A 22,942-nucleotide genomic window follows, 5' to 3' on the forward strand; every position below is an offset into this window, starting at 1 on the left:
CGGGTGCTGCCGGGGCGGCTTCGGGTGAGCTGGCGGCTCAGGTCCTGATTAAGCAACTTTACGGTGATGGGGCCAAAGTCAGTGAGTTAACGGAGGAGCAGAAGCAAACTATCAGCACCCTTTCCACCCTGGCGGCAGGATTGGCAGGCGGTATTGCTGGTGACTCCACCGCCAGCGCCCTCACTGGGGCGCAGGCAGGGAAGAATGCAGTAGACAACAACCACCTCAGTGTGGAGAAGAACCAATCGCGCAGTGAGGAACTGGTTAATTGTCAGGGTGATAGCAGTTGCCGTTCTGCCGTTAGGGATAAATACCGACAGGAATACGACAAGGTTCAAGAGAGGATAACAACGTGTTCAGGGGCTGACCAGTGCGTTGCCGTTGCCAAAGAGTTGCGGGCATTGCAAGGTGACTACAGTGCTCGGATAAGTGAAATTCAGGAAAAAGCCAGAATGCAGGGGCTGGATTCCCTCACGCCGGCAGAAGTGCGGGAATGGGCAGATTTACGCGGTGCCATGTCGAATATTGACGCATCACGGAATTTAGTGCTCCATCGTGCCCAAGTCACCGGGGGCTCAGAAGAAACCACCCAGGAAATCGTGAAGATTATGGGGCAGACGGGAATTGCGGCGTCTGCGGGAGTGGCCAGTAAAGCTGGAGCAAAAGGAGTCAAGGGAAGTGCTATACCGGTTCCTGATCCTGTGACAACTAATAATGGATTAGTGTATAAATCAAACCCTAAACATACTCCGGGACAAATAGGTTATCACCGTAATGCCGGGACTGAACCTAAGAATTCGGTCGAATTGTTTAGCAATTCAGTTACAAGTGGTAAAAAAAGATACGCATTGGATAGTGATGGTAATGTACATCAATTTACCAATACTAATGATGGTACGTGGCATTGGTCCGGTAGCACAGGAGATAAAAGTGCGGCATTAAGCAAGAGCGACGTTCCATCAGACGTTAAAAAGAAACTTGGTTTACCAGGAAAATGGAGATAATTATGATTTTTGGTGATCCAAATCATTTTGCCATACTTATAGAGTATTTATCTGATTGGAGTACAGAAAATGGATATAGAAATGGCTTATTTCATTTTTGTATAGATGGAAAACTGTATCCAAATAGTGCGAAAGTAGCAACATTAGGAGGAGATATCCTGTGTTTATCTGATGGGAATGCTTTGGTATTACCTGTTGAAAATAATAATATTTTTAATATGGAAAAAAAAGAGGCTTACTTCTCTATGTTAAAAACAATGTTGCCTGAACGGGCTGAACCAGGGAAAGAAGTATCAGACGATTTTGTTACTTCTTACAAATATCAAGCATCTACATATAATTTAGAAAATGATTGTTGTTATGTTTTTGCTGTATCTAATGGCAGTATGATAAGAATCTTAGGTGCAAAACTGAGTGTTTTAAATGGTAATGATGATGTTGGATATCATTGGGAGGAAATACTAAAGCCACATATTACTGATATTATTTTAGAAAAGGAAACAGTGAAAAACATTGTCACTTCGACAATAAATTATTATTCCTGCCTAAAGTAAAATCCCATCCATGTGAACTGTACCCCAAATGTTAGACAATCATCCGACATTTAAACGATGCAGTTCATTACGTCTAAGAAAAGTTGCTTGCAGGCTAAAAAGTTGCGTCGGGGGTTTTTGGATTCGGCGGCAAAGCCGCACTGGAAAAATTGGTTGTAACTGACTGAGTACATTGGGAAAATCAGAGTCCGGCAGTCAGGTTCGCAATGGAATGCGTTGTTGTGGAGAATAATGCCCTTAGCATGGGAAGTCTGTTTGGTTCCGAAGGCGCTAAACATTTTGAAGGCGCGGGGTCGCTGGCTCAAAAAATGGCCCAATCTCGGGCAACACCCGAAGAAATCAACGCAGCCTTAACTCACTACCTAAAAGGGCAAGTCCCTGATGGTCAGGACCCGGCAAAAGGTCTAATTATTGCGTGGGGTAACTTCTTTGGCGTTCCATTGGATGTCGTGTTGTCAAATGAGAAGATGACTCCACAGAAGGCGGCGGAAATTGTTGCCGGTGGCATACCTACCAGTGAAGCGAAGCTGATACAGTTTGCAGCAGCTAAAATGTATTTGTCTTTGAATAAATATCAAGAGGTGTCATCTAGCTTAGAAAAAACATCAAGAAACTTTAATAAAGATAGTGCTATAACAGATAGTGAATCGGGAGGATACTCATCCTATGATAAATTCAGAAAATCTAATACTGAATGGAATTGGCCACCTAAATTAGGATTTGCTGAACCCCCGAAAGAAGATGTTTTAGTTGTAGGTACTAGACTGGATAGATATGGCAGTGCAAACGGAGCGTTTTTGTCTCCCAAAGGCGTTCCTTATGAAAATCGAGCACTGGCTCCTGGTTCTAAAGCAGGAAAATACCATGAATATGAAGTAATTAAACCACTTCCAATACTGCAAGGCAAAATTGCTCCAGCGTTTGATCAGCCCAGAGGAGGAGTTCAGATACTGCCGAATTTCCCTGAGAGAGTAAATGTTGATTGGCTTATAAAAAATGGATATGTAAAGGAGGTAAAGAATGTTAACTACAAATGAAATACAGGAAAAAGTGAGTCTTTAGGTGCTAAGATTAATGCACCTAAATCAATGTTGATAGTTTATTCAGAGCCTGTTGGTGATGGTTCTGGATATATAGTTATTGATAATAATCAATATCATATTATTTACTCTGAAAGAGGATATGAAATATTTAGGCAAACAACTGAAGATGTAAATGAGCTGCTATATTGGATAATGGAAAGTGTAGCTAGCCAAATGGCATCTGAATATGAATTAAAGAATAGGAATGATGAAAATAAAGATTTTCGTATAACTTATTTTGAAAAATAGCTAGAAATGTTAGGTTTATTAGATAAAAAGTGGGAATTAAGAGCCAAGAAAAAAATTGAGGAAATATTAGAAAGATCACCATACGTAGACAATAGTGACTGACAATAATTTAAAATTCATAAATGATGATATTATGTCTGTATAGCTGATGTTAAAAAATTTTCGGAATAGCTTGAAAATAGATAAAATCATGCCGGGAAATAATAAGTGACAGGCTAAATAGTCGAATGTTGGATAAAAGAATGATAAAGGAAAGATAAAAAATAATACACCAAATGGGATGACGGAAAAAGAAAATTCAGTAATATCTGATGCCCCACACAATTCAAAAGGATGAGAGTTAAATATGTATAAAAATATGTTAAAACCCGTAACATCAAGAAAAATAACAAACGGACCTCAACTAAAAGGAAATGAGAGCACATATGACACGTCAATATTAAAAGGCAGCCCTGTGGGAAGATATGATATTGGGAATTCCGCACCACTACCCGCTCAAGCAGAAGTTTTTCAAAAAGTTGTTGACGAAAAAATAGCAAGCTTCAAAACAAAGGGAAATCCAATATCAATTGTTGTCTGGCACAATAGCCGGACAGGGCTTACCCATATCATGGATGGTCAGCATCGATTTATTGCTGCATGTATACTTGGAGTACCCGTTAATTTGACATGGAAAAAGTTCGGCATACCGCCTAATCAGATAGACTGGAGTGGTACAAAATTCTCAGATGGAATACCAGCTAAAACCAAAATATTTGGAAAGTAATCGATTAAGTTAATTTATACCCAATAGATTTCAAGATGCATCGCGACGGCAAGGGAGCGAATCCCCGGGAACATAGAGAACTATGTGACCGGGGTGAGTGAGTGTAGCCAACAAAGAGGCAACTTGAAAGATAACAGGTATAATCTGTATTAGGCGCGATTTGCGCTGACACGGAGTCTTGAAAAATTGAGAGTTGCCGATTTTGGTATAGATTTTCAATCTTAAACAAAACGCGAGGTAACTCTCATTAAAAAAATCAGTTTTAATTGTTGTTTTTAGTCTGATTTAATATTGTGAAAAATTAAAGAGATAATTTATATGGATGTTAATAAATTTTTAAATATATTAACTCTCCCCCTTCTTTATTTTATAGTCTCTTCCCAATTATGAATTATTTAATGTGGATAATTATGATTCTGGTGTTATTTAAGTGTGTCCGTTATTTTCTTGATTATTAAAGTAAAATGTTCTCATTGTGTCGCAATGAAATAATTTTGTATAAATATGTAACATTTATACGTATCATTGATTATTATGTTTGTTCTAATAATATTTTTAGTTGATTAATCTAAATATAATTAAATTAATGGTTATTGCGATACTGGTGGAATATTATCTAAATGATGTTTTTTTATGTGAGATTTTTAAAAAAAAGTAATTAAAATCTTATTAAATGGCTGGCAAAAATTCACTTTTCTATAATGCTTAAATATAACTGATTGTGTCGTGCGAAAAACGAATAGTGTAGTCAAGTTAAATTAAATATTAAATAAGTGTTATTGGGAGCGTGTCTTTCGAGGGCAGCATTAACTATACCCAATAGATTTCAAGATGGATCGCGACGGCAAGGGAGCGAATCCCCGGGAGCATAGAGAACACTGTGACCGGGGTGAGTGAGTGCAGCCAACAAAGAGGCAACTTGAAAGATAACAGGTATATACCAAGGTCTGACTTTATTAATGGGGGAATATTATGTCCACTGAACCGCCGCTATATCAAGAAGATATTGTCGTGATACATGTTGCCACACCCGATGATTTGGTGAAGTTTGCCGATCAAGCACTCTTCTGGAATAAAGAAACTTATGAGCAGATGAAAACTGCGGAGGTGTTGTTTACACCAGCAGGAGAGACTCCACTTGGTCTGGGAATTAAATATGTCGCTATGCCTGATGATTTGGTGAAGTTTGTCGATGAAGAAGGCTATTGGAATGAGAAAACCTACGAACAGATGGAGGCTAAGAGGGTGTTATTTATACCAGCAGAAAAAATACGCGGGGTGGGGATTAAGCATGTTGCCACACCTGACGATTTGGCGAAGTTTGCCGATGAAGAGCTCTTCTGGCGTAAGAAAGACTACGAGCAGCTAAAAGCCGCAGAGGTGCTGTTTGTACCAAGAGAAGGAATGCCTGGTTTTGGAGTTAAATATACCGCTACACCAGACGATTCAGCAAAATTTACCGATAAAGCGGCCAATTAGTATGAAGAGAAACATCGAGCGAGGGATAAAGCCAAAATATTGTTTATCTCGAAAATAAAAGAATAGAACGGCGTGTAACAACGTTAATTTATTTGTCATTCTGCATTGGAGGTATTAATGGCTCACAACAAGACATCTACTATATCCAGCGAGAATAATTTGTTGGATAAAGAGGAAGTTAAATCCTGGTTTAAATTATATTCCATGCCGAAAAGTGAAAATTATACTCAATTGGTGCAAATAGCGGCGGAAGGTCGGCGTTTAGCTGGGCTGGACCCAGGTCAGATCGATAATAATCCAGGGGCAGGATTTAACCGGGATCTGGATGAGGTGAATTTACTCTTAGTGAATCCCGGTGATGGGGTGCGTATCGGAGAAGACCGTGAAATTGCTGTCAATATTGATAAGAACAGTGGCTTACAGTTTATTAATGGCGAATTGGGGTTACGCCCCGACTTTAAATTGTCGCTGGAATTGTTTGAGAGTTTTACGGAGGAACAACAAAGGGAACTTTACCGCTGGCTGATTCATGCTGAGGAGATGGCAGCTAGCAAGGCGCAGTTGCCTGCGTTTGGCTTGCCGGCCAACGGTAACAATAAAAACCTTGGCGCTGTTGTCAGTGTCAGCGGTGATGGGAAAACTATCGCGCTTAGTGGGGCAGAAGGAAAGGAACCTGTATATCTATTTTCTTATACCGATAACGGTTGGCGGCAGCAATTCGCTGATTACGTTAGTGGTTATGGCGGCAGAGCGCTCAGCCTGAGCAGAGACGGTAATGTTCTCGCGGTGGGCATTGATAGCCGGAACAGTGATGGCGGGCATGGTTCAGTGTTTATTTATCGCAGATTGTCAAATGGCGAGTGGGAGAAACCTGCCAAACTTTGGCTTAGTGAGGCGAACGTTCAGCAGCATTTCGGTTGCGCTGTGGGCCTAAGCGCTGATGGCACACTATTAGCAGTAGGTTCTTATGGCTGGAGATCGGGTTTATTGACTAACTGCGGCGCAGTGTATCTTTATCAGTATGACGGGAAGAAATGGTCACAGCTTGGTGAGCGTCTGAACTTATCTTCTCCGGCACAGGGCGATATGTTTGGCGGTAAACTTAGCTTGAGTGCTGATGGTTCAACATTGGCAGTGGCGGCAACAGGGCGTAATGGTAATAACGGTGAAGTGACGATATTTCATCGTCTCGGGGAATATTGGCAGCCGCGACCGCCACTCAATTCGCTGACTTCTCCTTCACTTAATAGCAGTGACGGCTTTGGGACTAGTCTCAGCCTGAACGATAGCGGCGATATTTTGGCGGTAGGGTGTCCGGGAGAGAAGAGCAATGTTGGTGCGGTCTATTTGTACCAGCGTTACCGTAATTCATGGCAAGCCGTGGGGATACTGAGAGAAGCGGTGACTGCCGGGGAAAGGTTTGGCAGCGAACTGTCTTTGAGTGGCGACGGTCAGATACTGGTGGTGTCAACACCTGTTGGTAAAGATAACACAGGTGTGCAAACCGGTGCAGGATGGTGGTTTAGCTATCAGAACGAACAATGGATTATGCAGGGCAAATTACTGGCAGTGGATGGGGAATCAAACCATAAATTTGGTGCCGGCGTTTGTCTTAGCGGTAACGGTAATACGTTGGCGATTGGCGCCAGTGGCTGGAAGAGTGGAGAAGGAAAAGTTTACCTTTACGACTAGCTAAATGAGGAAAAAACGATGGCGAAAGAAATAACAGATGAAACGGTTAGCCAGCTTAGTGCCCGCTTCGCTCCTGGTAAGATCCCGACTGAGGCGGCATTTTATTCACTGATTGATTGGGCTACGTTGTGGCGACAGCTTTTTGGTTGGCGGGATAGTGATCAAACTTATCATCCGGGAGTTGGGTTGCAGGTTATCGACAACCGTTTGGCGGTTAAGATTGGTGATGGCATCTCGTTGGAACCGAAAGGGCTTGCGTTAAAGCTACAGCTCGATGGGGGATTGATGTTAGATAAATCTGGGGTGCTGTCGGTGGATGGGACTGTAGCGGTTTCAGCCCAAGCTTTTAAATTGCTTCCTGAGGAGACGCGGAAACAAATTGCCAAGTTGTTATTGAATGCTGAGGCAGAAAACAGATGACAGAGAATAGATGACGGTGACTGTCTAATACGGCTTTTGAGGACATATTATGACTGATAAAGAAATGGGTACTGTTGACTCATTGAAAGCGAGTTTTAAGTCTGGTGTTCCGCCCATGCCTGAAGCATTTTCTCATTTGATTGATGAGGCATATAAGGCATATGAAATCATTGATGGTGATAAGCGGGATGGCCCGACCGCAGGGCTGAAACGAGATGACAAAGGAAAACTGGCCCTCAACACTGACTATTCTGGCGGGTTGAACCTTGAACGAGGGGCTTTGGCCCTATCACTGAAGCCAGAAGGTGGATTCTCTTTTGATGGAGGGAGGCGTCTAAAATTGGACGCCGATCGGCAGGTTCAGTTTGCGGATTTTTTCAGTTTATCGCGGCAAGAGCGGATGGAGATCGCGCAGTTGTTGGATTTGAAACGTGGCACCATGATGACGCGTATTGTTTCTCCTTCCCCTAAAGAGAATGAACGCTTTGGCACTTCTGTTAGCCTCAACGCGGCGGGAGATTGCTTAGTGGTTGGGATGGGGAAAGTGCTCTATTTGTATACGTACCGGAAGAGGGGGGATTGGAATACAAGCACGCCCATTGTGTTTGAGGCTGATGGAGGTAAGTATCGTAGTGCTGCATGGAATGTTAGTCTGGATGCGAAGGGAGATAATCTGGCAGTGGGATACTTCACTAATACTAACCGAATGCAGGTTTGTGTGTATACGCGCACGAATGGCGTCTGGGGTACAAAAAGTCCTATTGTGTTTCCGATGGAAGATCAACATAAATTCTTTGGTGGTGTGTATGTCAGCTTGAGCGCCGCAGGAGACTGTCTGGCGGTGGGGGGGAACACCTATACGTTCGATGTGTATACCCGCACGAATGGGATCTGGGATACAAAAAATCCCATTAAGCTTGGTTTTTTTAATTCTGGTAACGAGATGGTCACGATTTGTCTGAGTGCCTCGGGAAACTGTCTGGCGGTGCATGCTGTCGATGATTCTTATAAACCTGAAAGAAACACGGTTTATGTGTATACCCGCACGAATGGGACCTGGGATGAACGCCCCATTAAGTTCAAGCCCCCTGAAGATAGCTCATCCAGTTTTGGCAAGGTTCTTAGCCTGAATGCAGAGGGAGATCGTCTGGTGGTGGGGGCGGATGATGATTTACCCATTATGAATGGGAAGGTTTATCTGTATACGCGCACGAATGGGACCTGGGATACAGAAAATCCCATTAAGTTTTCGGCTCCTGCAAGTGATGTAACGTATTTTGGCAGAGCTATCAAACTGAATGATGCGGGAAACCGTCTGGCAGTGGGGGCGGCTTCCAGAGTGTATGTGTATACCTGTCTGAATGATAAGTGGAATATGGAAACACCTATGGAGATTTTGGACCCCTCAGGCAATTCAGACAATTTAAATGGTTTTGGTAAGGCTGTTAGTCTGAATAAGTTAGGAACGAATTTGGCGGTTGGTGCAGTTTCAACCAAGGTTGATTCTGCGCTTGAAGCCGGTGCAGTCTATATCTTTGAGAATGTCAAATAGAGGACAGAGAACAAGTGACGGTGACTGTCTAACTACGGCTTTTGAGGACATATTATGACTGATAAAGAAATGAGTACTGTTGATTCATTGAAAGCGAGTTTTAAGTCTGGTGTTCGGCTGATGCCGGAAGCCTTTTCCCATTTGATTGATGAGTCATATCAGGTATATGAAATCATTGATGGAGCTCAGGATGATGGCCCGACCGCGGGGCTGAAACGGGATGGCAAAGGAAAACTGGCCCTCAACGCTCACCATTCTGGCGGGTTAAACCCTGAACAAGGAGCTTTGGCGCTATCCTTGAAGCCAGAAGGTGGACTCTCTTTTGACGGGGGAGGGTATCTGAAATTGGATGCCGATCGGCAGGTTCAGTTCACGGATTTTTTCAGTTTATCGCGGCGGGAGCGGATGGAGATCACGCAGGTGCTGGGTTTGAAACGTGCCATGATAACGCGAATTGTTTCTCCCTTCCCCAAAGAGTGGGAGTCCTTTGGTCTCTCTGTTAGCCTGAACGCGGCGGGAGACTGCTTAGCGGTTGGGATGATTAATAAAGCCTGTGTATATACGCGCCGGAAGAGCGGTGAATGGAATACAAGCACGCCTACTGTTGTGTTTGAATATGCTAGCGGTAGTATATCGGGCTATGGATTGAATGTCAGTCTGGATGCGATGGGAGATTGCTTGGCGTTGGGAAGCCAGATGGCTTGGGTATATACGCGTACGAATGGCGTCTGGGATACGAGAAATCCCATTTGGTTTCCGGGTACCGGTCAATACCTTAGTGAGAATGTCAGCTTGAGCGCGGCAGGAGACTGTCTAGTGGTGGTGGTTGCGAACGGATACCTCTCTACGATCCATTTGTTTACACGCACGAACGGGATCTGGGATACAAAAAATCCCATTAAGTTTCCGAACCTTTCGGATTCTTCTGAGTTTGGCAGGGTTGCCCGCCTGAGTGCTACGGGAAACTGTCTGGCAGTGTTTGGAGAAAGAGGCACGATTTATGTGTATACCCGCACGAATGGGATCTGGGATAGAGAAAACCCCATTCAGCTCAAGGCACCTAAAGATAGCTCATCCCGTTTTGGCACGGTTTTTAGCCTGAATGCAGAGGGAGATCGTCTGGCGGTGGGGGCGAATGAGTATTCCCCCATTATTAATGGAAAGGTTTATCTGTATACGCGCACAAATGGGATCTGGGATAGCGAAAATCCTATTAAGTTTTCGGTTCCTGCAAGTGACGTAACAGATTTTGGTCGCTCTCTCGAACTGAATGATGCGGGGGATCGTCTGGCAGTGGGGGCGGCTGCCAGGGTGTATGTGTATACCTGTCTGAATAATAAGTGGAATATGGAAACACCTATGGAGATTTTGAACCCTTCAGGCAATTCAGACAATTTAAATGGTTTTGGTGGGTCTGTCGGCCTGAATAAGGCGGGAACGAGTTTGGTTGTTGGGGCAACGTCAGAAAGTGTCGATTCTAAGTCCAGAGCTGGTGCGGTTTATGTTTTTGAGGATGTCAAATAGAAGACAGAGAACGGATGGCAGATGGCAGTGACTGTCTCATACGGCTTTTGAGAAAATATTATGGCTGATAAAGAAATGAGTACTGTTGACTCATTGAAAGCGAGTTTTAAATCTGGTGTGCGGCTCATGCCGGAAGCTTTTTCCCATTTGATTGATGAAGCATATAAGGCATATGAAATCATTGATGGCGCTCAGGGTGATGGCCTGGCCGCAGGGTTGAAACGGGATGGTAAAGGAAAACTGGCCCTCAACACTCACCATTCTGGTGGGTTAAACCTTGAACAAGGGGCTTTGGCGCTATCATTGAAACCAGAAGGTGGACTCTCTTTTGATGGAGGAGGGTATCTGAAATTGGGTGCCGATCAGCAGGTTCAGTTTGCGGATTTTTTCAGTTTATCGCGGCGGGAGCGGATGGAGATTACGCAGGTGTTGGGTTTGAAACGCGCCATGATGACGCGTATTGTTTCTCCCTCCCCCAAGAAGAATGAATCCTTGGGCGATTATGTTAGCATGAATGCGGCGGGGGACTGCTTAGCGGTTGGGATGATTAATAAAGTCTATGTATATACGCGCCGGAAGAGTGGTGAGTGGAATACAAGCACGCCTACTGTGCTTGAGCCTTATCAAAATGATTATTATGGATCTTCATGGGATGTTAGTCTGGATGCGGTGGGAGATTGCCTGGCGTTGGGAAATAGAGCGCCCGCTAATGCCAGCATGATGGTTGGTGTATATACATGCACGAATGGCGTCTGGGATGCAAGAAATCCCGTTTGGTTTCCGGCTCTGGACGCCAGAGATTACTTTGGTATTAATGTCAGCTTGAGCGCAGCAGGAGACTGTCTGGTGGCTGGGGGCATATACTCCTCTACGTTCCATATGTTTACACGCACGAACGGGATCTGGGATAGAGAAAATCCCATTAAATTTCCGGTCCCTTCCGGTTCTTATGAATTTGGTTGGGCTGCCCACCTTAGTGCTGCGGGAAACTGTCTGGCAGTGTTTGGAGGATATACTTCTTCTGGAAGCGGCGTGATTTATGTGTATACACGCACGCATGGGATCTGGGATAGCGAAAACCCTATTAAGCTCAAGCTCCCTGAAGGCAACTCATCCCTTTTTGGCAAGGTTTTTAGCCTGAATGCAGAGGGAGATCGTCTGGCGGTGGGGGAGGTGCGTGATTATTTCCCCATTATTAATGGAAAGGTTTATCTGTATACGCGCACAAATGGGATCTGGGATAGCGAAAATCCCATTAAGTTTTCAGCTCCTGCAAGTGGTGACGTAACAGATTTTGGCCGTTCTCTCGAACTGAATGCTGCGGGGGATCGTCTGGCAGTGGGTGCGGCTGCCAGGGTGTATGTGTATACCTGTCTGAATGATAAGTGGAATATGGAAACACCTACGGAGATTTTGGACCCTTCAGGCAATTCAGACAACTTAAATGGTTTTGGTAAGGCTGTCGGCTTGAATAAGGCGGGGACGAGTTTGGCCGTTGGTGCAGATTCAGAAAGTGTCGATTCTCAACCCCAAGCCGGTGCAGTTTATGTTTTTGAGAATATCAAATGATGGTCTAATCTAGGATAGCCCCATTTTTTGTATATATTACAAGGAAATGGGACTACCACAATGGGTGGTGATACACTGACACAGTGCGTGGCTAATGGTCGGTAAACTATATAAGTAAGCCGCTGAAATTTATGTCAGACTCAGCAAATTCAATATTGTTTGAAAAAATAGTCAATCATTTCTTGTTCAAATTCTAAGACATCACGTCGTTCTGCAAGGTAGCTTTTTAGTACAGCCAGTGAGCGTAGGTTTTCGCGCAGTTGGATTTCGTTTTCTATATTTTGTCGCAATTTTTTGCAATGTTCTCGGAGGTTATTCTCTATTACTTTCGATGTATTGCCTCCCAGAGTGCGCCAAATCATGCCCGGTAACGAATCAGATTTTTTTAGCTGATTAAGCTCATTGGCTAATATGTCTATACGTGCTTTGAGCAATTTATTGATGTCGGATATATCCCGACTGTTAAAACTGAAAGTTGGATCAATGTACTTGTGGTACATGTTTATTATCGTCCAGACATCATTATCTTTCTTGGCTTGTGATAACTGTACCATCAATTGGTTTTTTTTCTTTTTCTCATCTAAATCCTGTTCACGATCTGGATGCAGTACCTTGGCTATTTTTCTATACATTTGGCTCAATTCCTGCGATTTAAACAAAGAATCCAGTTTTTTCTGGTCTTCTTCCGCAGGGTCAAAGTCAAGGGTGTCTTCTGCATCATATTCATCGTAGAAACGTTCTGATTCCCGTTGAAAATGCTGTTCTATGGTGGCACGCATTTTTTCAGGGCTTTTCATCATCTCAAGTAATTCTTCATCAGATATTTCTTCATTAAAATCAAAATATTCATCCAGCGTCTGCCGGATATCAGCCATCTGTTCTGGTGTTGGAACTTCCTCTTCTTTCAACGCATTAAGATCGGAAAAGTGATCGGTCAACTTATTGAGATCAAGGTTTTCATTAAAGGGGTAAGTACATAACTCAGCAAGCTCTTCTTCTATCCAGAAAAATAATTCTCTGCGTTGGTTTTTTCCCAGCGATTTTTTATCGGCAAATGAAAGCAACCTGGCCGCTTTATCATATCTGGACTGCATATATTGATGCTCTATCGGTAAGACTTCCTGTTGAAAACGCATAAACAATTCGTCTTGTTGCTGTTGTAACTTGGCGATCTTCAACTGGTATTTTTCGATGGACGTCCAGTAAGCTTTGAATTGTTGCTGAGGCGTTTTTGGTATCTGTTGTCCGCTCGATTTTCTTTTTTTTAGTTTCTTGTGCATCAATATGTTATTCCCAAGATAGAGCAATGAAATGAAGGATGTTCTCGCTGTTAATTTTGATAATTACCCGTTGTTGCTTATTCCTATATTGCAGTATATTTTTGCAACATGCAAAACGTTATCGTTGCGCAATTGTTATGTTGGCTTACAAACGGTGATTTTTGCTAATCCGTTCTTCCCTGATTACAACAACTATTTCACCGTATATTTCGTTTGAATTATTCATGCTTGAGGACTCCGTGAGTAGCTACGAAGTTTGGGTTGAACAGGAAGGTGATGCTTACAAATACTATCAAAGCAATAAAAAACGGCACTACCGCAATAGGCGGTAATGCACTGAATCAAACCTGAACTTTGTGGCCGGAAAGCATGCTGTGACGGGCAGCTTGGCCGTCTGAACCGTAAAGAGAGGGGCTATGATGACTTTTTAGGAAAGCAATGGCTTTACTATTTAAATCAAGATGCTGGGTTAACAATGAACTGTTATGCATGTTTAAATCACGAACCCGGATAATTGCTTTGCCAATCTGCTGCCATAATGTGGCAAGTATAGGTTGCTTATCATAAGGTGCAATGACGTTTAGCGTTTTGCCTAAATTAAGACGCTGTTGTTCTGAATGGCTAAGCGCGGACAACAGGAAATTTTTTCGTTCTGTTACCCGGTGCAAATCTCGTGCTTCAATAAAACCCTCGCACAGAATACGTTGCTCTTCCGTCATTATTTGGGTCAGCGAGGTTAAATGAATCACTTGCTGTTCGAGTAATTGTTGCAGTTCTTCCATAACAAGTTTAACTATTTCTTATAATGCTGAAAATTCTCGGCGGCTTCTTTGAGCAGAGCATCTGCGATTTTACCGCTGTTCATTTTTAAGGTTCCTTGAGCAAGAGCTTCTTTCAACTTTTGCACCTTTTGGATATTAATATCCTGGCTGCTTGGTTGAACCAGTTTTGTTTGTGCTTCGCTCAGTTTTACTTGTGCATCACTGCTTTGTAAAGTAACGCCGGAGGTTTTGCGGGTGCCTTGGGCGCTTTCATTAGTCGGTCGCTGTTGAACAGCGGCGATAGCTAATAAGGGTTGAGTGCGTTCGATACTCATAATTATTATCCTTTATGGCCAGGCATAGGTTTACCTATGGATCGGAGCAGGTTACATGCCATTGGCATACCTGCAAATCGTGCTCTGCTGGTTATATCGGCACAGTAAAAGAAAACTTTAGTAACTTATAACATGATTTTTACACTGCCGTTTTCTAATGCCTGGCCGGTTATAACGTGCCCTGAATTCATTCGAACTCTGACTTTATCAGAAGTAGCGGCATTATTAATAGCTTTCCCTTCGTTCCGTATCTGAAAGCCATCTCCTTGTACGATGACCACTACGTTTTGACCTGACCGCACTGCCCACGGGCGGCGTAACATGTTGCGCGTGAGAACCTGCCCAACCGGGATGTTGCGCACAGCAACGCTGTTTTTTATTTCATTTTTGTTAAAAATCAGATCATGGGGTAGTTTTTCCAGTAATCCGCTTCTGACCTGAATATCTTTCTCAGATAAAACATCATTACGTGAGAGGGCGCGACGGGTAACCAGATAGTTTCCTGTGACACTGACAGCGACTTGAATAAATTTGCGTTGTTGATGACAGACGACCGGTAAAGAGATATTTCCCCAGTTTTGACCACCAATCGGTGGCTGAATTTCTGGCAATTCACATTGAGGCCATTGCGGTTCCGGCGTTCTGATTTCAACAGAAACGTTATGGTGATTACCCCGGTGTATCTGTTGGAAATAATGCGTTATAGCCTGAGGTAAAGGATTGCCCCATGCCATCGGCATAATAAAGAAAAATGCGAACAGCCCGATAATCTTTATAGCTTGCATCTTCTCGCTCTCATTATTTCTGTCGATAAAGTCAATAAATCTGCTATCGCTTAATGGCGCACAGTGTATCTGTATTGAACGTCAGTTAATGGGATAAATAGCAATTCAATTAGCGTCTATTCATCCGATAGGCTTTTCCTTCTGCGTTTATTCTGTTTACTGCGAATTTCGCGATCGCGAAAGGCGCTATACCCAAAGATTTCAAGATGGATCGCGACGGCAAGGGAGCGAATCCCGGGAGCATAGAGAACTATGTGACTGGGGTGAGTGAGTGCAGCCAACAAAGCAGCAACTTGAAGGATGAAGGGGATATTAAGATTCACAACACAGGTAAGTCACATCAGAGGGAGGAATATGCTCGATAAATTAGATGCAGCCTTTCATTTTCAGCAGGAAGCCTTGTCATTGCGAGCACGGCGGCAGGAAATATTGTCCGCTAATATCGCCAATGCGGATACGCCTGGCTATCAGGCACGGGATATTGATTTCGCCGCACAACTGAAAAAAACCATTGCGCACGGTCGGGTCACCGGGAACGGGATCGGGCTGACGCTGACATCCGATCGGCATATTCCCATTCAGCCTCAGAAGAGAATGGAGATGGATTTGCTGTATCGCGTGCCTTATCAACCAGCAATGGATGGCAACACGGTAGATATGGATATGGAACGCAGTAATTTTATGGATAACAGCCTGAAATATCAGGCCGAGCTGACGGCGACCAGCTCTCAGGTTAAAAGCATGATGTCAGTTTTACAGCAAGGATAAAGGCCATGTCTTTACTCAGTGTTTTTGATATTGCCGGTTCGGCATTATCCGCTCAATCCCAAAGGTTAAATGTCAGTGCCAGTAATATGGCGAATGCCGATAGTGTTTCGGGGCCTGATGGTCAGCCATATCGGGCTAAACAGGTTGTTTTTCGTGTTGCTGCACCGGCGGGACAAGAAACGGGTGGTGTCAGAGTCAGTGAAATTGTTGATGATCCAACCCCTTTCCGCCTTGAGTATCAGCCGGGGCACCCGTTGGCCGATGAAAAGGGTTATGTACGAATGCCAAACGTTGATGTAGTCGGAGAAATGATTAACACCATTTCGGCTTCCCGTAGTTATCAAGCTAACGTTGAAGTGCTTAATACGACTAAATCGATAATGCTGAAAACATTAACGTTAGGTCAGTAACAGGAGCAACTCATGGCAATTACCAGTTCAATAAACGGATTTCAGGATAACACTACGGTCAGGGAGTTAGCCCAGAGCAGCAAGACAAACAAGAAGAACAGTCAAGAGCTGAATAGCAATTTTATGCAATTGCTGCTCGCGCAAGTAAAAAACCAAGACCCCACTAACCCGATGCAGAACAATGAGCTAACGTCCCATTTAGCGCAGATCAACATGCTAGAGGGGATCGAAAAGCTGAATACCACAGTCGGGTCTATTGTTGGTCAGATGAATAATAGTCAGTCTTTACAGGCATCGGCTCTGATTGGACGGGACATTATGATCCCAGGGAATACCATTCTGGTTGGTCCAAACGAACAAAATGGCGGCATCAGTACGACATCATTTGGTATTGAGCTGGAAAGACCGGCAGATAGTGTGAAAGTCACCATTACTGATAAGCAAGGCGTAGTTGTACGCCAAATTGATATCGGTCCGTTAGGAGCGGGTGTTCATAGTTTCCCTTGGGACGGTATAAAAGAAGATGGTGCTAAAGCTGGGGCTGGCGCTTATACAATCACCATTGAAGCTAGCGATAAAGGTGAGCTGCGAGTATCTCAGCCACTAAGGTCCGCGACTGTTAAGGGTATTACGCGTGACGCGGACGGCGCCAGGTTGGATTTAGGATGGAAGAACGGTGCCGTCACTATGGATCAGATACGTCAGATTCTTTAACAAACAAGCATTTTAACGGAGAGTAATATGGCTTTTTCACAGGCAGTTAGTGGCTTGAATGCAGCAGCAGGTAATTTGGATGTTATCGGTAATAATATCGCTAACGCCGCGACATATGGCTTTAAATCAAGTACAGCTGCTTTCTCTGACATTTTTGCCGGTTCTCAGGTCGGTCTGGGGGTACAAATGTCGGGTATTAACCAGAACTTTCAAGATGGTACGCCGACGACGACTACCCGAGTACTTGATATGGCGATCACTAAGGACGGTTTTTTCCGGGTGCAAGGCAGTGATGGCACAATCCGCTATTCCCGTAACGGTGAGTTTAAATTAGATGAGAACCGCAACATTATTAATATGCAAGGCATGAAGTTGACCGGTTATCCGGCAGTGAGTATCAATGGGGGATCACCAGAAATTCAGAAAGGTGCTAACCCAGAACCGATCACAATATCTAAGGGAATGCTGGCGGCTAAAGCGACAACTAAGGTTACGATGACAACGAACCTTAATTCGATGCATAACAAAAAGACAGATACTTTCTCACCAGAAAATAATGATTCTTATAACTATGCTAACACTATTACCACCTTTGATAGCCTAGGTAACCAGCATAATGTCAGGGTTTTCTTCGTAAAAACAAACGATAACGAATGGCAGGTTCATGCTCAGGATAGTGCGGTTGAGGGCGCTAAAGCAGCTTCGTTGGGAACGTTGAAATTTGATAGCAATGGCACGCTCATTGGAGACAATAATCAGTTTACATTTAATGTTCCCTCTCTGAATGGTTCTAATGCCGCTGATATCACTATCGATTTTAATGGCAGTAAACAGCAGAGCATTGATGCTGATAGCATATCGGTACTCAAACCAGACGGTTATGCCGCAGGTGAATTCATTGGCTACAGTATTGAGAAAGATGGCCGTGTTATCGGCAACTATTCCAATAAGCAATCCCAGGTATTAGGCCAGATTGTTCTAACCAACTTTGCTAACCCGGAAGGACTGGCAGCACAGGGTGACAACGTATGGGTAGAAACTGGCGCTTCAGGTAGTCCGATTGTCGGTATTGCGGGATCAGGCGGCTTTGGCGAATTGCTCAGTAAGACGCTGGAATCATCTAACGTTGATATGAGCAAAGAGTTGGTCAATATGATCGTGGCTCAACGTAACTATCAATCCAATGCGCAGACCATCAAAACGCAGGATCAGATCCTGCAAACGCTGGTCAGCATGCGCTGATAGTTTCAGGATAGCATTATGGATCATGTCATTTATACCGCAATGGGTGGCGCCCGTCAGACCCTGGAACATCAAGCGGTGACGGCAAATAATCTGGCAAATGTATCAACGCCGGGTTTTAAAGCACAACTGACTGCTTTGCGGGCAGTGCCTGTTGAAGGGGCTGCCTTTAACACCCGTACTTTGGTTGCGGCTTCAACGCCGGGTTCTGACAATCGTCAGGGGCCGATGAACTATACCGCGCGTCCGCTGGATGTGGCGATTGGGCAGGGAGGATATCTGACGGTTCAGCTTGAAGATGGTTCCGAGGCTTATACCCGTAACGGTAGCATTCAAATTTCAGCGGATGGTCAGTTAACTGTTCAGGGTAACTTGCTGATGAGTGAAAACGGCCCGATCGATGTTCCGCCACAAGCTGAATTAACCTTGGCGGCTGATGGCTCGATCTCTGCTTTGGTTGCTGGTGATCCGCCAACTTTGCTGGGGCAACTTGGCAAATTGAAAATGGTGAAGCCAGAGAACAATCAACTTGTCCGTGGTGATGATGGCTTCTTCCATATGACTGAACAGGCACAAGCGTTACAGGGTGATGTCTTACCTGCCAGTGATGAGGTGAAATTAATGCCTGGTGCGCTTGAAGGAAGTAACGTCAATCCGATGGAAAGTATGGTGAGTATGATTGCCAACGCCCGTCGTTTTGAAATGCAGATGAAAGTCATCCATAGCTCAGATGAAAATGCACAACGTGCTAATCAGCTGTTATCAATAAGTTGATTTAGACACAGAGGATAAAACCGATGATCCGATCATTATGGATTGCTAAAACTGGGTTAGATGCCCAGCAAACCAACATGGATGTGATTGCCAATAACTTGGCAAACGTCAGCACCAATGGTTTTAAACGCCAGCGTGCCGTCTTTGAAGATCTGCTTTACCAGACCATTCGTCAACCAGGAGCTATGTCGTCGGAACAAACCCGTTTACCTTCTGGTTTACAGATAGGTACTGGGGTGCGTCCGGTAGCAACAGAACGTATACATAGTCAGGGAAACTTATCTGAAACTAATAACAGTCGTAATGTTGCTATTAGAGGGAAGGGTTTCTTTCAGGTTCAGTTACCTGATGGTACCAGTGCTTACACCCGTGACGGTTCATTTCAGGAAGATCAAAATGGACAGTTGACCACCGCTAACGGTTTTTTGATATTTCCTACCATTACCATTCCTGATAACGCGACGGATATCACCATTAGCCGTGATGGTGTTGTCAGTGCGAAAATACAGGGGCAATCGACACCTCAGCAAGTGGGTCAATTTACCCTGACAACCTTTATCAATGACAGTGGGTTAGAAAGTATTGGTGAAAACCTTTATGTAGAAACTAGCAGCTCTGGCGTACCGATTGAAAATACACCAGGAATAAATGGCGCTGGGTTGCTACAGCATAAATATGTAGAAACATCTAACGTCAATATCGCTGAAGAATTGGTCAATATGATTCAGACTCAGCGTGCTTATGAAGTTAACAGTAAGGCGGTGTCGACGTCTGATCAGATGCTACAAAAACTGACTCAGTTATAACCTAATCGTCAATCAGAACCGCGGGGGAACATTCAGTTTCCCCGTTATTCAGGGATAAATTAAGAGTATCGAAGATGGATACAATGGCTGTTGCCGAGACCAGCGCCGTTTGTCAGTTCCGCCCTTTACGGAAAAATTTGGCGAATAAATGGCGTTGTAGTATAGCACTGGCAGTATTGTCACTAACGGGCTGTGCGTATATACCACAAAAACCCCTAGTTGAGGGAGCAACCACCGCAGCACCTTCTGCGACAACCACGCCAGTCCCTAATGGCGCTATTTTTCAAGTAGTACAGCCTATTTATTATGGTTATCAGCCGCTATTTGAAGATCGCCGACCACGAAATATTGGCGATACTTTGACGATTACATTGCAGGAAAATGTCAGCGCCAGCAAAAGTTCTTCTGCTAATGCCAGCCGTAATGGAAAAAACACATTTTCCGCAGCACTGACTCCTCGTTTTCTTAGCGGGCTAATTGGTGGGGATAAAACCGATTTAGAGATGGAAGGTGAGAATACTTTTGGCGGGAAAGGCGGCGCTAATGCTAATAATACGTTCAGGGGGACGATCACTGTGACGGTCGATCAGTTATTGGCGAACGGTAACTTACATGTGGTCGGTGAGAAGCAGATTGCTATCAATCAGGGAACTGAGTTTATCCGTTTCTCCGGTGTCGTTAACCCACGGACAATTAATGCTAATAACACCGTCAGTTCCAATCAGGTTGCTGATGCCCGCATTGAATATGTGGGGAATGGCTATATCAATGAAGCGCAGAACATGGGTTGGTTACAGCGTTTCTTCCTGAATATTGCACCGTTTTAAAAGGGGATGGTTATGATAAAACAATGTGCTGCCAGCCTTCTTCTTGTATTGCTGACTCTGGTGACAACGACGGCATCAGCAGAACGTATCCGTGATCTCACCACGGTTCAGGGGGTGCGGGAAAATGCGTTGATTGGTTATGGATTGGTGGTTGGGCTAGATGGAACCGGTGACCAGACGACTCAAACGCCATTTACCACTCAGAGTTTAAGCAACATGTTATCCCAATTGGGGATTACCGTCCCTCCGGGAACCAATATGCAGTTGAAAAACGTGGCTGCCGTTATGGTTACCGCGAAGCTACCACCGTTTGGCCGTGCCGGACAGAATATTGATGTGGTGGTCTCTTCTCTGGGAAATGCTAAAAGTTTACGTGGTGGTACTTTGCTGATGACGCCACTGAAAGGTATTGATAATCAGATATATGCTTTGGCTCAGGGCAATATTCTGGTTGGTGGCGCAGGCGCCAGTGCCGGTGGTAATAGTGTGAAAGTTAATCAGCTTGCGGGGGGCCGAATTAGCAATGGGGCAGTGATTGAACGTGAATTACCCACGCAGTTTGGTGAAAATGGCACCCTTAATCTTCAATTAAATAACGAAGATTTTTCACTGGCACAGCAAATCAGTGATGCGATTAACCGTATGCGCGGAACCGGGACAGCAACGCCGCTGGATGCTCGTACAGTGCAATTGCGCATGCCGAGAGATAAAAGTGAGCAGGTTAAATTTCTTTCTCATGTACAGAACCTGACTGTCCGTGTCGATGTTGGTGATGCCAAAGTGATTATCAACTCCCGCACCGGCTCTGTGGTGATGAACCGCAATGTGATGCTAGATAGCTGCGCTATTGCTCAGGGGAATCTTTCTGTGACCGTTGAGAGTCAGACCGTTGTTAATCAGCCTAATACACCATTAGCGGGCGGAAGTACGGTGGTCACCCGTAACACCGGCGTCGCAGTTCGTGAACAAGGTGGCGCGTTGCAGCAGGTTAACGCCAGTGCGAGTTTGAATAGTGTCGTTCAGGCACTGAATGCACTGGGCGCAACACCGAATGATTTAATGTCAATCTTACAGGCAATGGAAAGTGCGGGTTGTCTGCGAGCGAAGCTGGAGATCATTTGATGAATGATTTTTCAACCTTGTCTGGTGCCGCTTATGATGTACAGTCGGTTAACACCTTGAGATCCAATCTGGCAAAAGATCCACAACAGGGGCTACGGCAAGTAGCCCAACAAATGGAAGGTCTTTTTGTTCAGATGATGCTGAAAAGTATGCGTTCAGCTCTGCCTAAAGATGGCATGTTGAACAGTGAACAGACACACCTCTATACTTCGATATACGATCAGCAAATCGCGCAGAATATGGCTCATAAGGGGCTAGGTTTTGCCGATATGATACTCAAACAGCTTTCTAACACTAAAACCGCCCCCAGCGAAATAGCGGGTAAGATACCCATGACTGCGGATAACGAAGTTTTGCAAACCTTGCCAAGGCAGGCGCTTGAGCAATTTATCCGCCGGACGGTACCGAAACCTGAGACGGTCACTAAGCCGTTATCGCTCAACAGTACCAACTTTGTTTCTACCCTTTCTGTTCCTGCCAGGATAGCCAGTCAGAGCAGTGGTATTCCCCATTTATTGATTATCGCTCAGGCTGCTCTGGAATCTGGTTGGGGGCAAAGAGAGATTCTGACTGCCGATGGCAAGCCAAGCCATAATCTATTTGGCATTAAGGCTAGTAAAGACTGGAAAGGGCCGGCGACCAATATTCTGACCACCGAATATATCAATGGCGAGCCGCAGAAAATGAAAGACAGCTTCCGGGTTTATGGTTCTTACGTGGAAGCGATTACGGATTACGTCAAGTTACTTACAGAAAGTCCGCGTTACGCTAAGGTTGCCAGCGCTGCTACACCGGAACAGGGGGCTTATTCTCTGCAACAGGCAGGTTATGCTACTGATCCCGGATATGCCAAAAAACTGGTATCTGTTATTCAGCAGTTAAAGGGTGTTGGAGAACAGGCGGTGAAAGCTTATACCCACGATTTGAGTGAACTGTTCTGATCCATATTTTGCTCAAGTTTTATTGAATTCAGCCGATAAATTACAGTAACTCAGACACTATTTTACCTGAAGGGTTGTTTGCCGCCACCAGCGGAGACATAACTATACCCAATAGATTTTAAGATGGATCGCGACGGCAAGGGAGCGAATCCCCGGGAGCCTATACCCAATAGATTTCAATTTGCAGTGCGGCGGCAAGTGAACGCATTCCCAGGAGCATAGATAACGATGTGACTGGGGTAAGTGAAAGCAGCCAACAAAGCAGCAACTTGAAAGATGAAGGGTA

General features: G+C 44.5%; 24 protein-coding genes. 20 read left to right on the forward strand and 4 right to left on the reverse strand.

Going from position 1 to position 22,942, the window contains the following annotated elements; genetic code table 11:
- The 11 genes from EAE89_RS19740 to EAE89_RS19790 all read left to right on the forward strand — a co-directional run.
- Positions 1–1,004 (forward strand): VENN motif pre-toxin domain-containing protein (locus tag EAE89_RS19740; protein WP_214086467.1); only part of this gene is annotated, 1,004 nt, incomplete at its 5' end.
- Positions 1,005–1,006: 2 nt separating this feature from the next.
- Positions 1,007–1,558, forward strand: a complete 552-nt coding sequence (locus EAE89_RS19745; protein ID WP_188093352.1) for an immunity 42 family protein — start codon at positions 1,007–1,009, stop codon at positions 1,556–1,558.
- Between the two features lie 221 nt (positions 1,559–1,779).
- Complete coding sequence (locus EAE89_RS24195; RefSeq protein ID WP_214086468.1) at positions 1,780–2,595, forward strand: glycohydrolase toxin TNT-related protein; 816 nt, start codon at positions 1,780–1,782, stop codon at positions 2,593–2,595.
- 51 nt (positions 2,596–2,646) lie between these two features.
- The gene (locus EAE89_RS19755) at positions 2,647–2,889 is read left to right on the forward strand and encodes an Imm63 family immunity protein (protein ID WP_149616767.1); all 243 of its coding nucleotides are present in this window, start codon (positions 2,647–2,649) and stop codon (positions 2,887–2,889) included.
- Positions 2,890–3,235: 346 nt separating this feature from the next.
- Positions 3,236–3,655 carry a hypothetical protein gene (locus EAE89_RS19760; protein ID WP_149616766.1) on the forward strand — a complete coding sequence of 140 codons (420 nt, stop codon included), beginning with the start codon at positions 3,236–3,238 and terminating at the stop codon, positions 3,653–3,655.
- A gap of 972 nt (positions 3,656–4,627) precedes the next feature.
- The gene (locus EAE89_RS19765; RefSeq protein ID WP_214086469.1) at positions 4,628–5,134 is read left to right on the forward strand and encodes a hypothetical protein; all 507 of its coding nucleotides are present in this window, start codon (positions 4,628–4,630) and stop codon (positions 5,132–5,134) included.
- 117 nt (positions 5,135–5,251) lie between these two features.
- Positions 5,252–6,826, forward strand: a complete 1,575-nt coding sequence (locus tag EAE89_RS19770; protein ID WP_214086470.1) for a WD40 repeat domain-containing protein — start codon at positions 5,252–5,254, stop codon at positions 6,824–6,826.
- An 18-nt stretch (positions 6,827–6,844) separates the two neighbouring features.
- A complete protein-coding gene (locus EAE89_RS19775; RefSeq protein ID WP_214086471.1) occupies positions 6,845–7,246 on the forward strand; it encodes a hypothetical protein in 402 nt (133 codons plus the stop codon).
- Between the two features lie 46 nt (positions 7,247–7,292).
- Positions 7,293–8,798, forward strand: coding sequence for a hypothetical protein (locus EAE89_RS19780; protein ID WP_214086478.1), 1,506 nt, complete (start codon positions 7,293–7,295; stop codon positions 8,796–8,798).
- Between the two features lie 51 nt (positions 8,799–8,849).
- Positions 8,850–10,322, forward strand: a complete 1,473-nt coding sequence (locus tag EAE89_RS19785) for a WD40 repeat domain-containing protein (RefSeq protein ID WP_214086479.1) — start codon at positions 8,850–8,852, stop codon at positions 10,320–10,322.
- Positions 10,323–10,379: 57 nt separating this feature from the next.
- Positions 10,380–11,891: a hypothetical protein gene (locus tag EAE89_RS19790; RefSeq protein WP_214086480.1), complete on the forward strand. Its 1,512-nt coding sequence runs from the start codon at positions 10,380–10,382 to the stop codon at positions 11,889–11,891.
- 149 nt (positions 11,892–12,040) lie between these two features.
- On the opposite strand, the gene EAE89_RS19795 is transcribed toward EAE89_RS19790, so the two are convergent.
- The 4 genes from EAE89_RS19795 to flgA all read right to left on the reverse strand — a co-directional run bounded on the left by EAE89_RS19795 (position 12,041) and on the right by flgA (position 15,052).
- Positions 12,041–13,171 (reverse strand): hypothetical protein, encoded by a 1,131-nt coding sequence (locus EAE89_RS19795; protein ID WP_214086472.1) that lies wholly within the window; start codon positions 13,169–13,171, stop codon positions 12,041–12,043.
- Between the two features lie 341 nt (positions 13,172–13,512).
- Entirely contained in the window at positions 13,513–13,953 is a 441-nt protein-coding gene (locus EAE89_RS19800) for a flagella synthesis protein FlgN (RefSeq protein ID WP_054475636.1), read from the reverse strand.
- An 11-nt stretch (positions 13,954–13,964) separates the two neighbouring features.
- Positions 13,965–14,267 (reverse strand): flagellar biosynthesis anti-sigma factor FlgM, encoded by a 303-nt coding sequence (gene flgM / locus EAE89_RS19805; protein ID WP_054475634.1) that lies wholly within the window; start codon positions 14,265–14,267, stop codon positions 13,965–13,967.
- A 125-nt stretch (positions 14,268–14,392) separates the two neighbouring features.
- Positions 14,393–15,052 (reverse strand): flagellar basal body P-ring formation chaperone FlgA, encoded by a 660-nt coding sequence (flgA, locus tag EAE89_RS19810; RefSeq protein WP_054475632.1) that lies wholly within the window; start codon positions 15,050–15,052, stop codon positions 14,393–14,395.
- Positions 15,053–15,406: 354 nt separating this feature from the next.
- Here flgA and flgB point away from each other — a divergent pair, with 354 nt between their 5' ends.
- The 9 genes from flgB (at position 15,407) to flgJ (ending at position 22,656) form a co-directional block, all read left to right on the forward strand.
- Positions 15,407–15,820: a flagellar basal body rod protein FlgB gene (flgB, locus tag EAE89_RS19815; RefSeq protein ID WP_054475630.1), complete on the forward strand. Its 414-nt coding sequence runs from the start codon at positions 15,407–15,409 to the stop codon at positions 15,818–15,820.
- A 5-nt stretch (positions 15,821–15,825) separates the two neighbouring features.
- Entirely contained in the window at positions 15,826–16,230 is a 405-nt protein-coding gene (gene flgC, locus EAE89_RS19820; RefSeq protein ID WP_036849009.1) for a flagellar basal body rod protein FlgC, read from the forward strand.
- Positions 16,231–16,242: 12 nt separating this feature from the next.
- Entirely contained in the window at positions 16,243–16,944 is a 702-nt protein-coding gene (gene flgD, locus EAE89_RS19825) for a flagellar hook assembly protein FlgD (protein WP_214086473.1), read from the forward strand.
- A 27-nt stretch (positions 16,945–16,971) separates the two neighbouring features.
- Positions 16,972–18,186 carry a flagellar hook protein FlgE gene (flgE, locus tag EAE89_RS19830; protein ID WP_054475626.1) on the forward strand — a complete coding sequence of 405 codons (1,215 nt, stop codon included), beginning with the start codon at positions 16,972–16,974 and terminating at the stop codon, positions 18,184–18,186.
- Positions 18,187–18,204: 18 nt separating this feature from the next.
- A complete protein-coding gene (locus EAE89_RS19835) occupies positions 18,205–18,960 on the forward strand; it encodes a flagellar basal body rod protein FlgF (protein ID WP_214086474.1) in 756 nt (251 codons plus the stop codon).
- Positions 18,961–18,983: 23 nt separating this feature from the next.
- On the forward strand, positions 18,984–19,766 hold the full coding sequence (gene flgG, locus EAE89_RS19840; protein WP_054475621.1) for a flagellar basal-body rod protein FlgG: 783 nt from the start codon (positions 18,984–18,986) through the stop codon (positions 19,764–19,766).
- A 74-nt stretch (positions 19,767–19,840) separates the two neighbouring features.
- Entirely contained in the window at positions 19,841–20,593 is a 753-nt protein-coding gene (locus tag EAE89_RS19845) for a flagellar basal body L-ring protein FlgH (RefSeq protein WP_149616759.1), read from the forward strand.
- Between the two features lie 12 nt (positions 20,594–20,605).
- A complete protein-coding gene (locus tag EAE89_RS19850) occupies positions 20,606–21,715 on the forward strand; it encodes a flagellar basal body P-ring protein FlgI (protein WP_054475618.1) in 1,110 nt (369 codons plus the stop codon).
- Complete coding sequence (flgJ, locus tag EAE89_RS19855; protein WP_054475616.1) at positions 21,715–22,656, forward strand: flagellar assembly peptidoglycan hydrolase FlgJ; 942 nt, start codon at positions 21,715–21,717, stop codon at positions 22,654–22,656. Before EAE89_RS19850 ends, flgJ begins: the two co-directional genes overlap by 1 nt.
- Positions 22,657–22,942 lie beyond the last annotated feature (286 nt).

Source organism: Photorhabdus heterorhabditis (assembly GCF_018448905.1).
Lineage (GTDB): Bacteria > Pseudomonadota > Gammaproteobacteria > Enterobacterales > Enterobacteriaceae > Photorhabdus > Photorhabdus heterorhabditis.

Coding starts and splice junctions, on each gene's coding strand:
- EAE89_RS19800 (WP_054475636.1), bottom strand. CDS start 13,953: ATGGAAGAACTGCAACAATTACTCGAACAGCAAGTGATTCATTTAACC.
- EAE89_RS19775 (WP_214086471.1), top strand. CDS start 6,845: ATGGCGAAAGAAATAACAGATGAAACGGTTAGCCAGCTTAGTGCCCGC.
- flgM (WP_054475634.1), bottom strand. CDS start 14,267: ATGAGTATCGAACGCACTCAACCCTTATTAGCTATCGCCGCTGTTCAA.
- EAE89_RS19745 (WP_188093352.1), top strand. CDS start 1,007: ATGATTTTTGGTGATCCAAATCATTTTGCCATACTTATAGAGTATTTA.
- EAE89_RS19795 (WP_214086472.1), bottom strand. CDS start 13,171: ATGCACAAGAAACTAAAAAAAAGAAAATCGAGCGGACAACAGATACCA.
- EAE89_RS19850 (WP_054475618.1), top strand. CDS start 20,606: ATGATAAAACAATGTGCTGCCAGCCTTCTTCTTGTATTGCTGACTCTG.
- EAE89_RS19845 (WP_149616759.1), top strand. CDS start 19,841: ATGGATACAATGGCTGTTGCCGAGACCAGCGCCGTTTGTCAGTTCCGC.
- EAE89_RS19770 (WP_214086470.1), top strand. CDS start 5,252: ATGGCTCACAACAAGACATCTACTATATCCAGCGAGAATAATTTGTTG.
- EAE89_RS19835 (WP_214086474.1), top strand. CDS start 18,205: ATGGATCATGTCATTTATACCGCAATGGGTGGCGCCCGTCAGACCCTG.
- flgC (WP_036849009.1), top strand. CDS start 15,826: ATGTCTTTACTCAGTGTTTTTGATATTGCCGGTTCGGCATTATCCGCT.
- EAE89_RS19765 (WP_214086469.1), top strand. CDS start 4,628: ATGTCCACTGAACCGCCGCTATATCAAGAAGATATTGTCGTGATACAT.
- flgG (WP_054475621.1), top strand. CDS start 18,984: ATGATCCGATCATTATGGATTGCTAAAACTGGGTTAGATGCCCAGCAA.
- flgD (WP_214086473.1), top strand. CDS start 16,243: ATGGCAATTACCAGTTCAATAAACGGATTTCAGGATAACACTACGGTC.
- flgJ (WP_054475616.1), top strand. CDS start 21,715: ATGAATGATTTTTCAACCTTGTCTGGTGCCGCTTATGATGTACAGTCG.
- EAE89_RS19755 (WP_149616767.1), top strand. CDS start 2,647: ATGTTGATAGTTTATTCAGAGCCTGTTGGTGATGGTTCTGGATATATA.
- flgE (WP_054475626.1), top strand. CDS start 16,972: ATGGCTTTTTCACAGGCAGTTAGTGGCTTGAATGCAGCAGCAGGTAAT.
- EAE89_RS19760 (WP_149616766.1), top strand. CDS start 3,236: ATGTATAAAAATATGTTAAAACCCGTAACATCAAGAAAAATAACAAAC.
- flgB (WP_054475630.1), top strand. CDS start 15,407: ATGCTCGATAAATTAGATGCAGCCTTTCATTTTCAGCAGGAAGCCTTG.
- flgA (WP_054475632.1), bottom strand. CDS start 15,052: ATGCAAGCTATAAAGATTATCGGGCTGTTCGCATTTTTCTTTATTATG.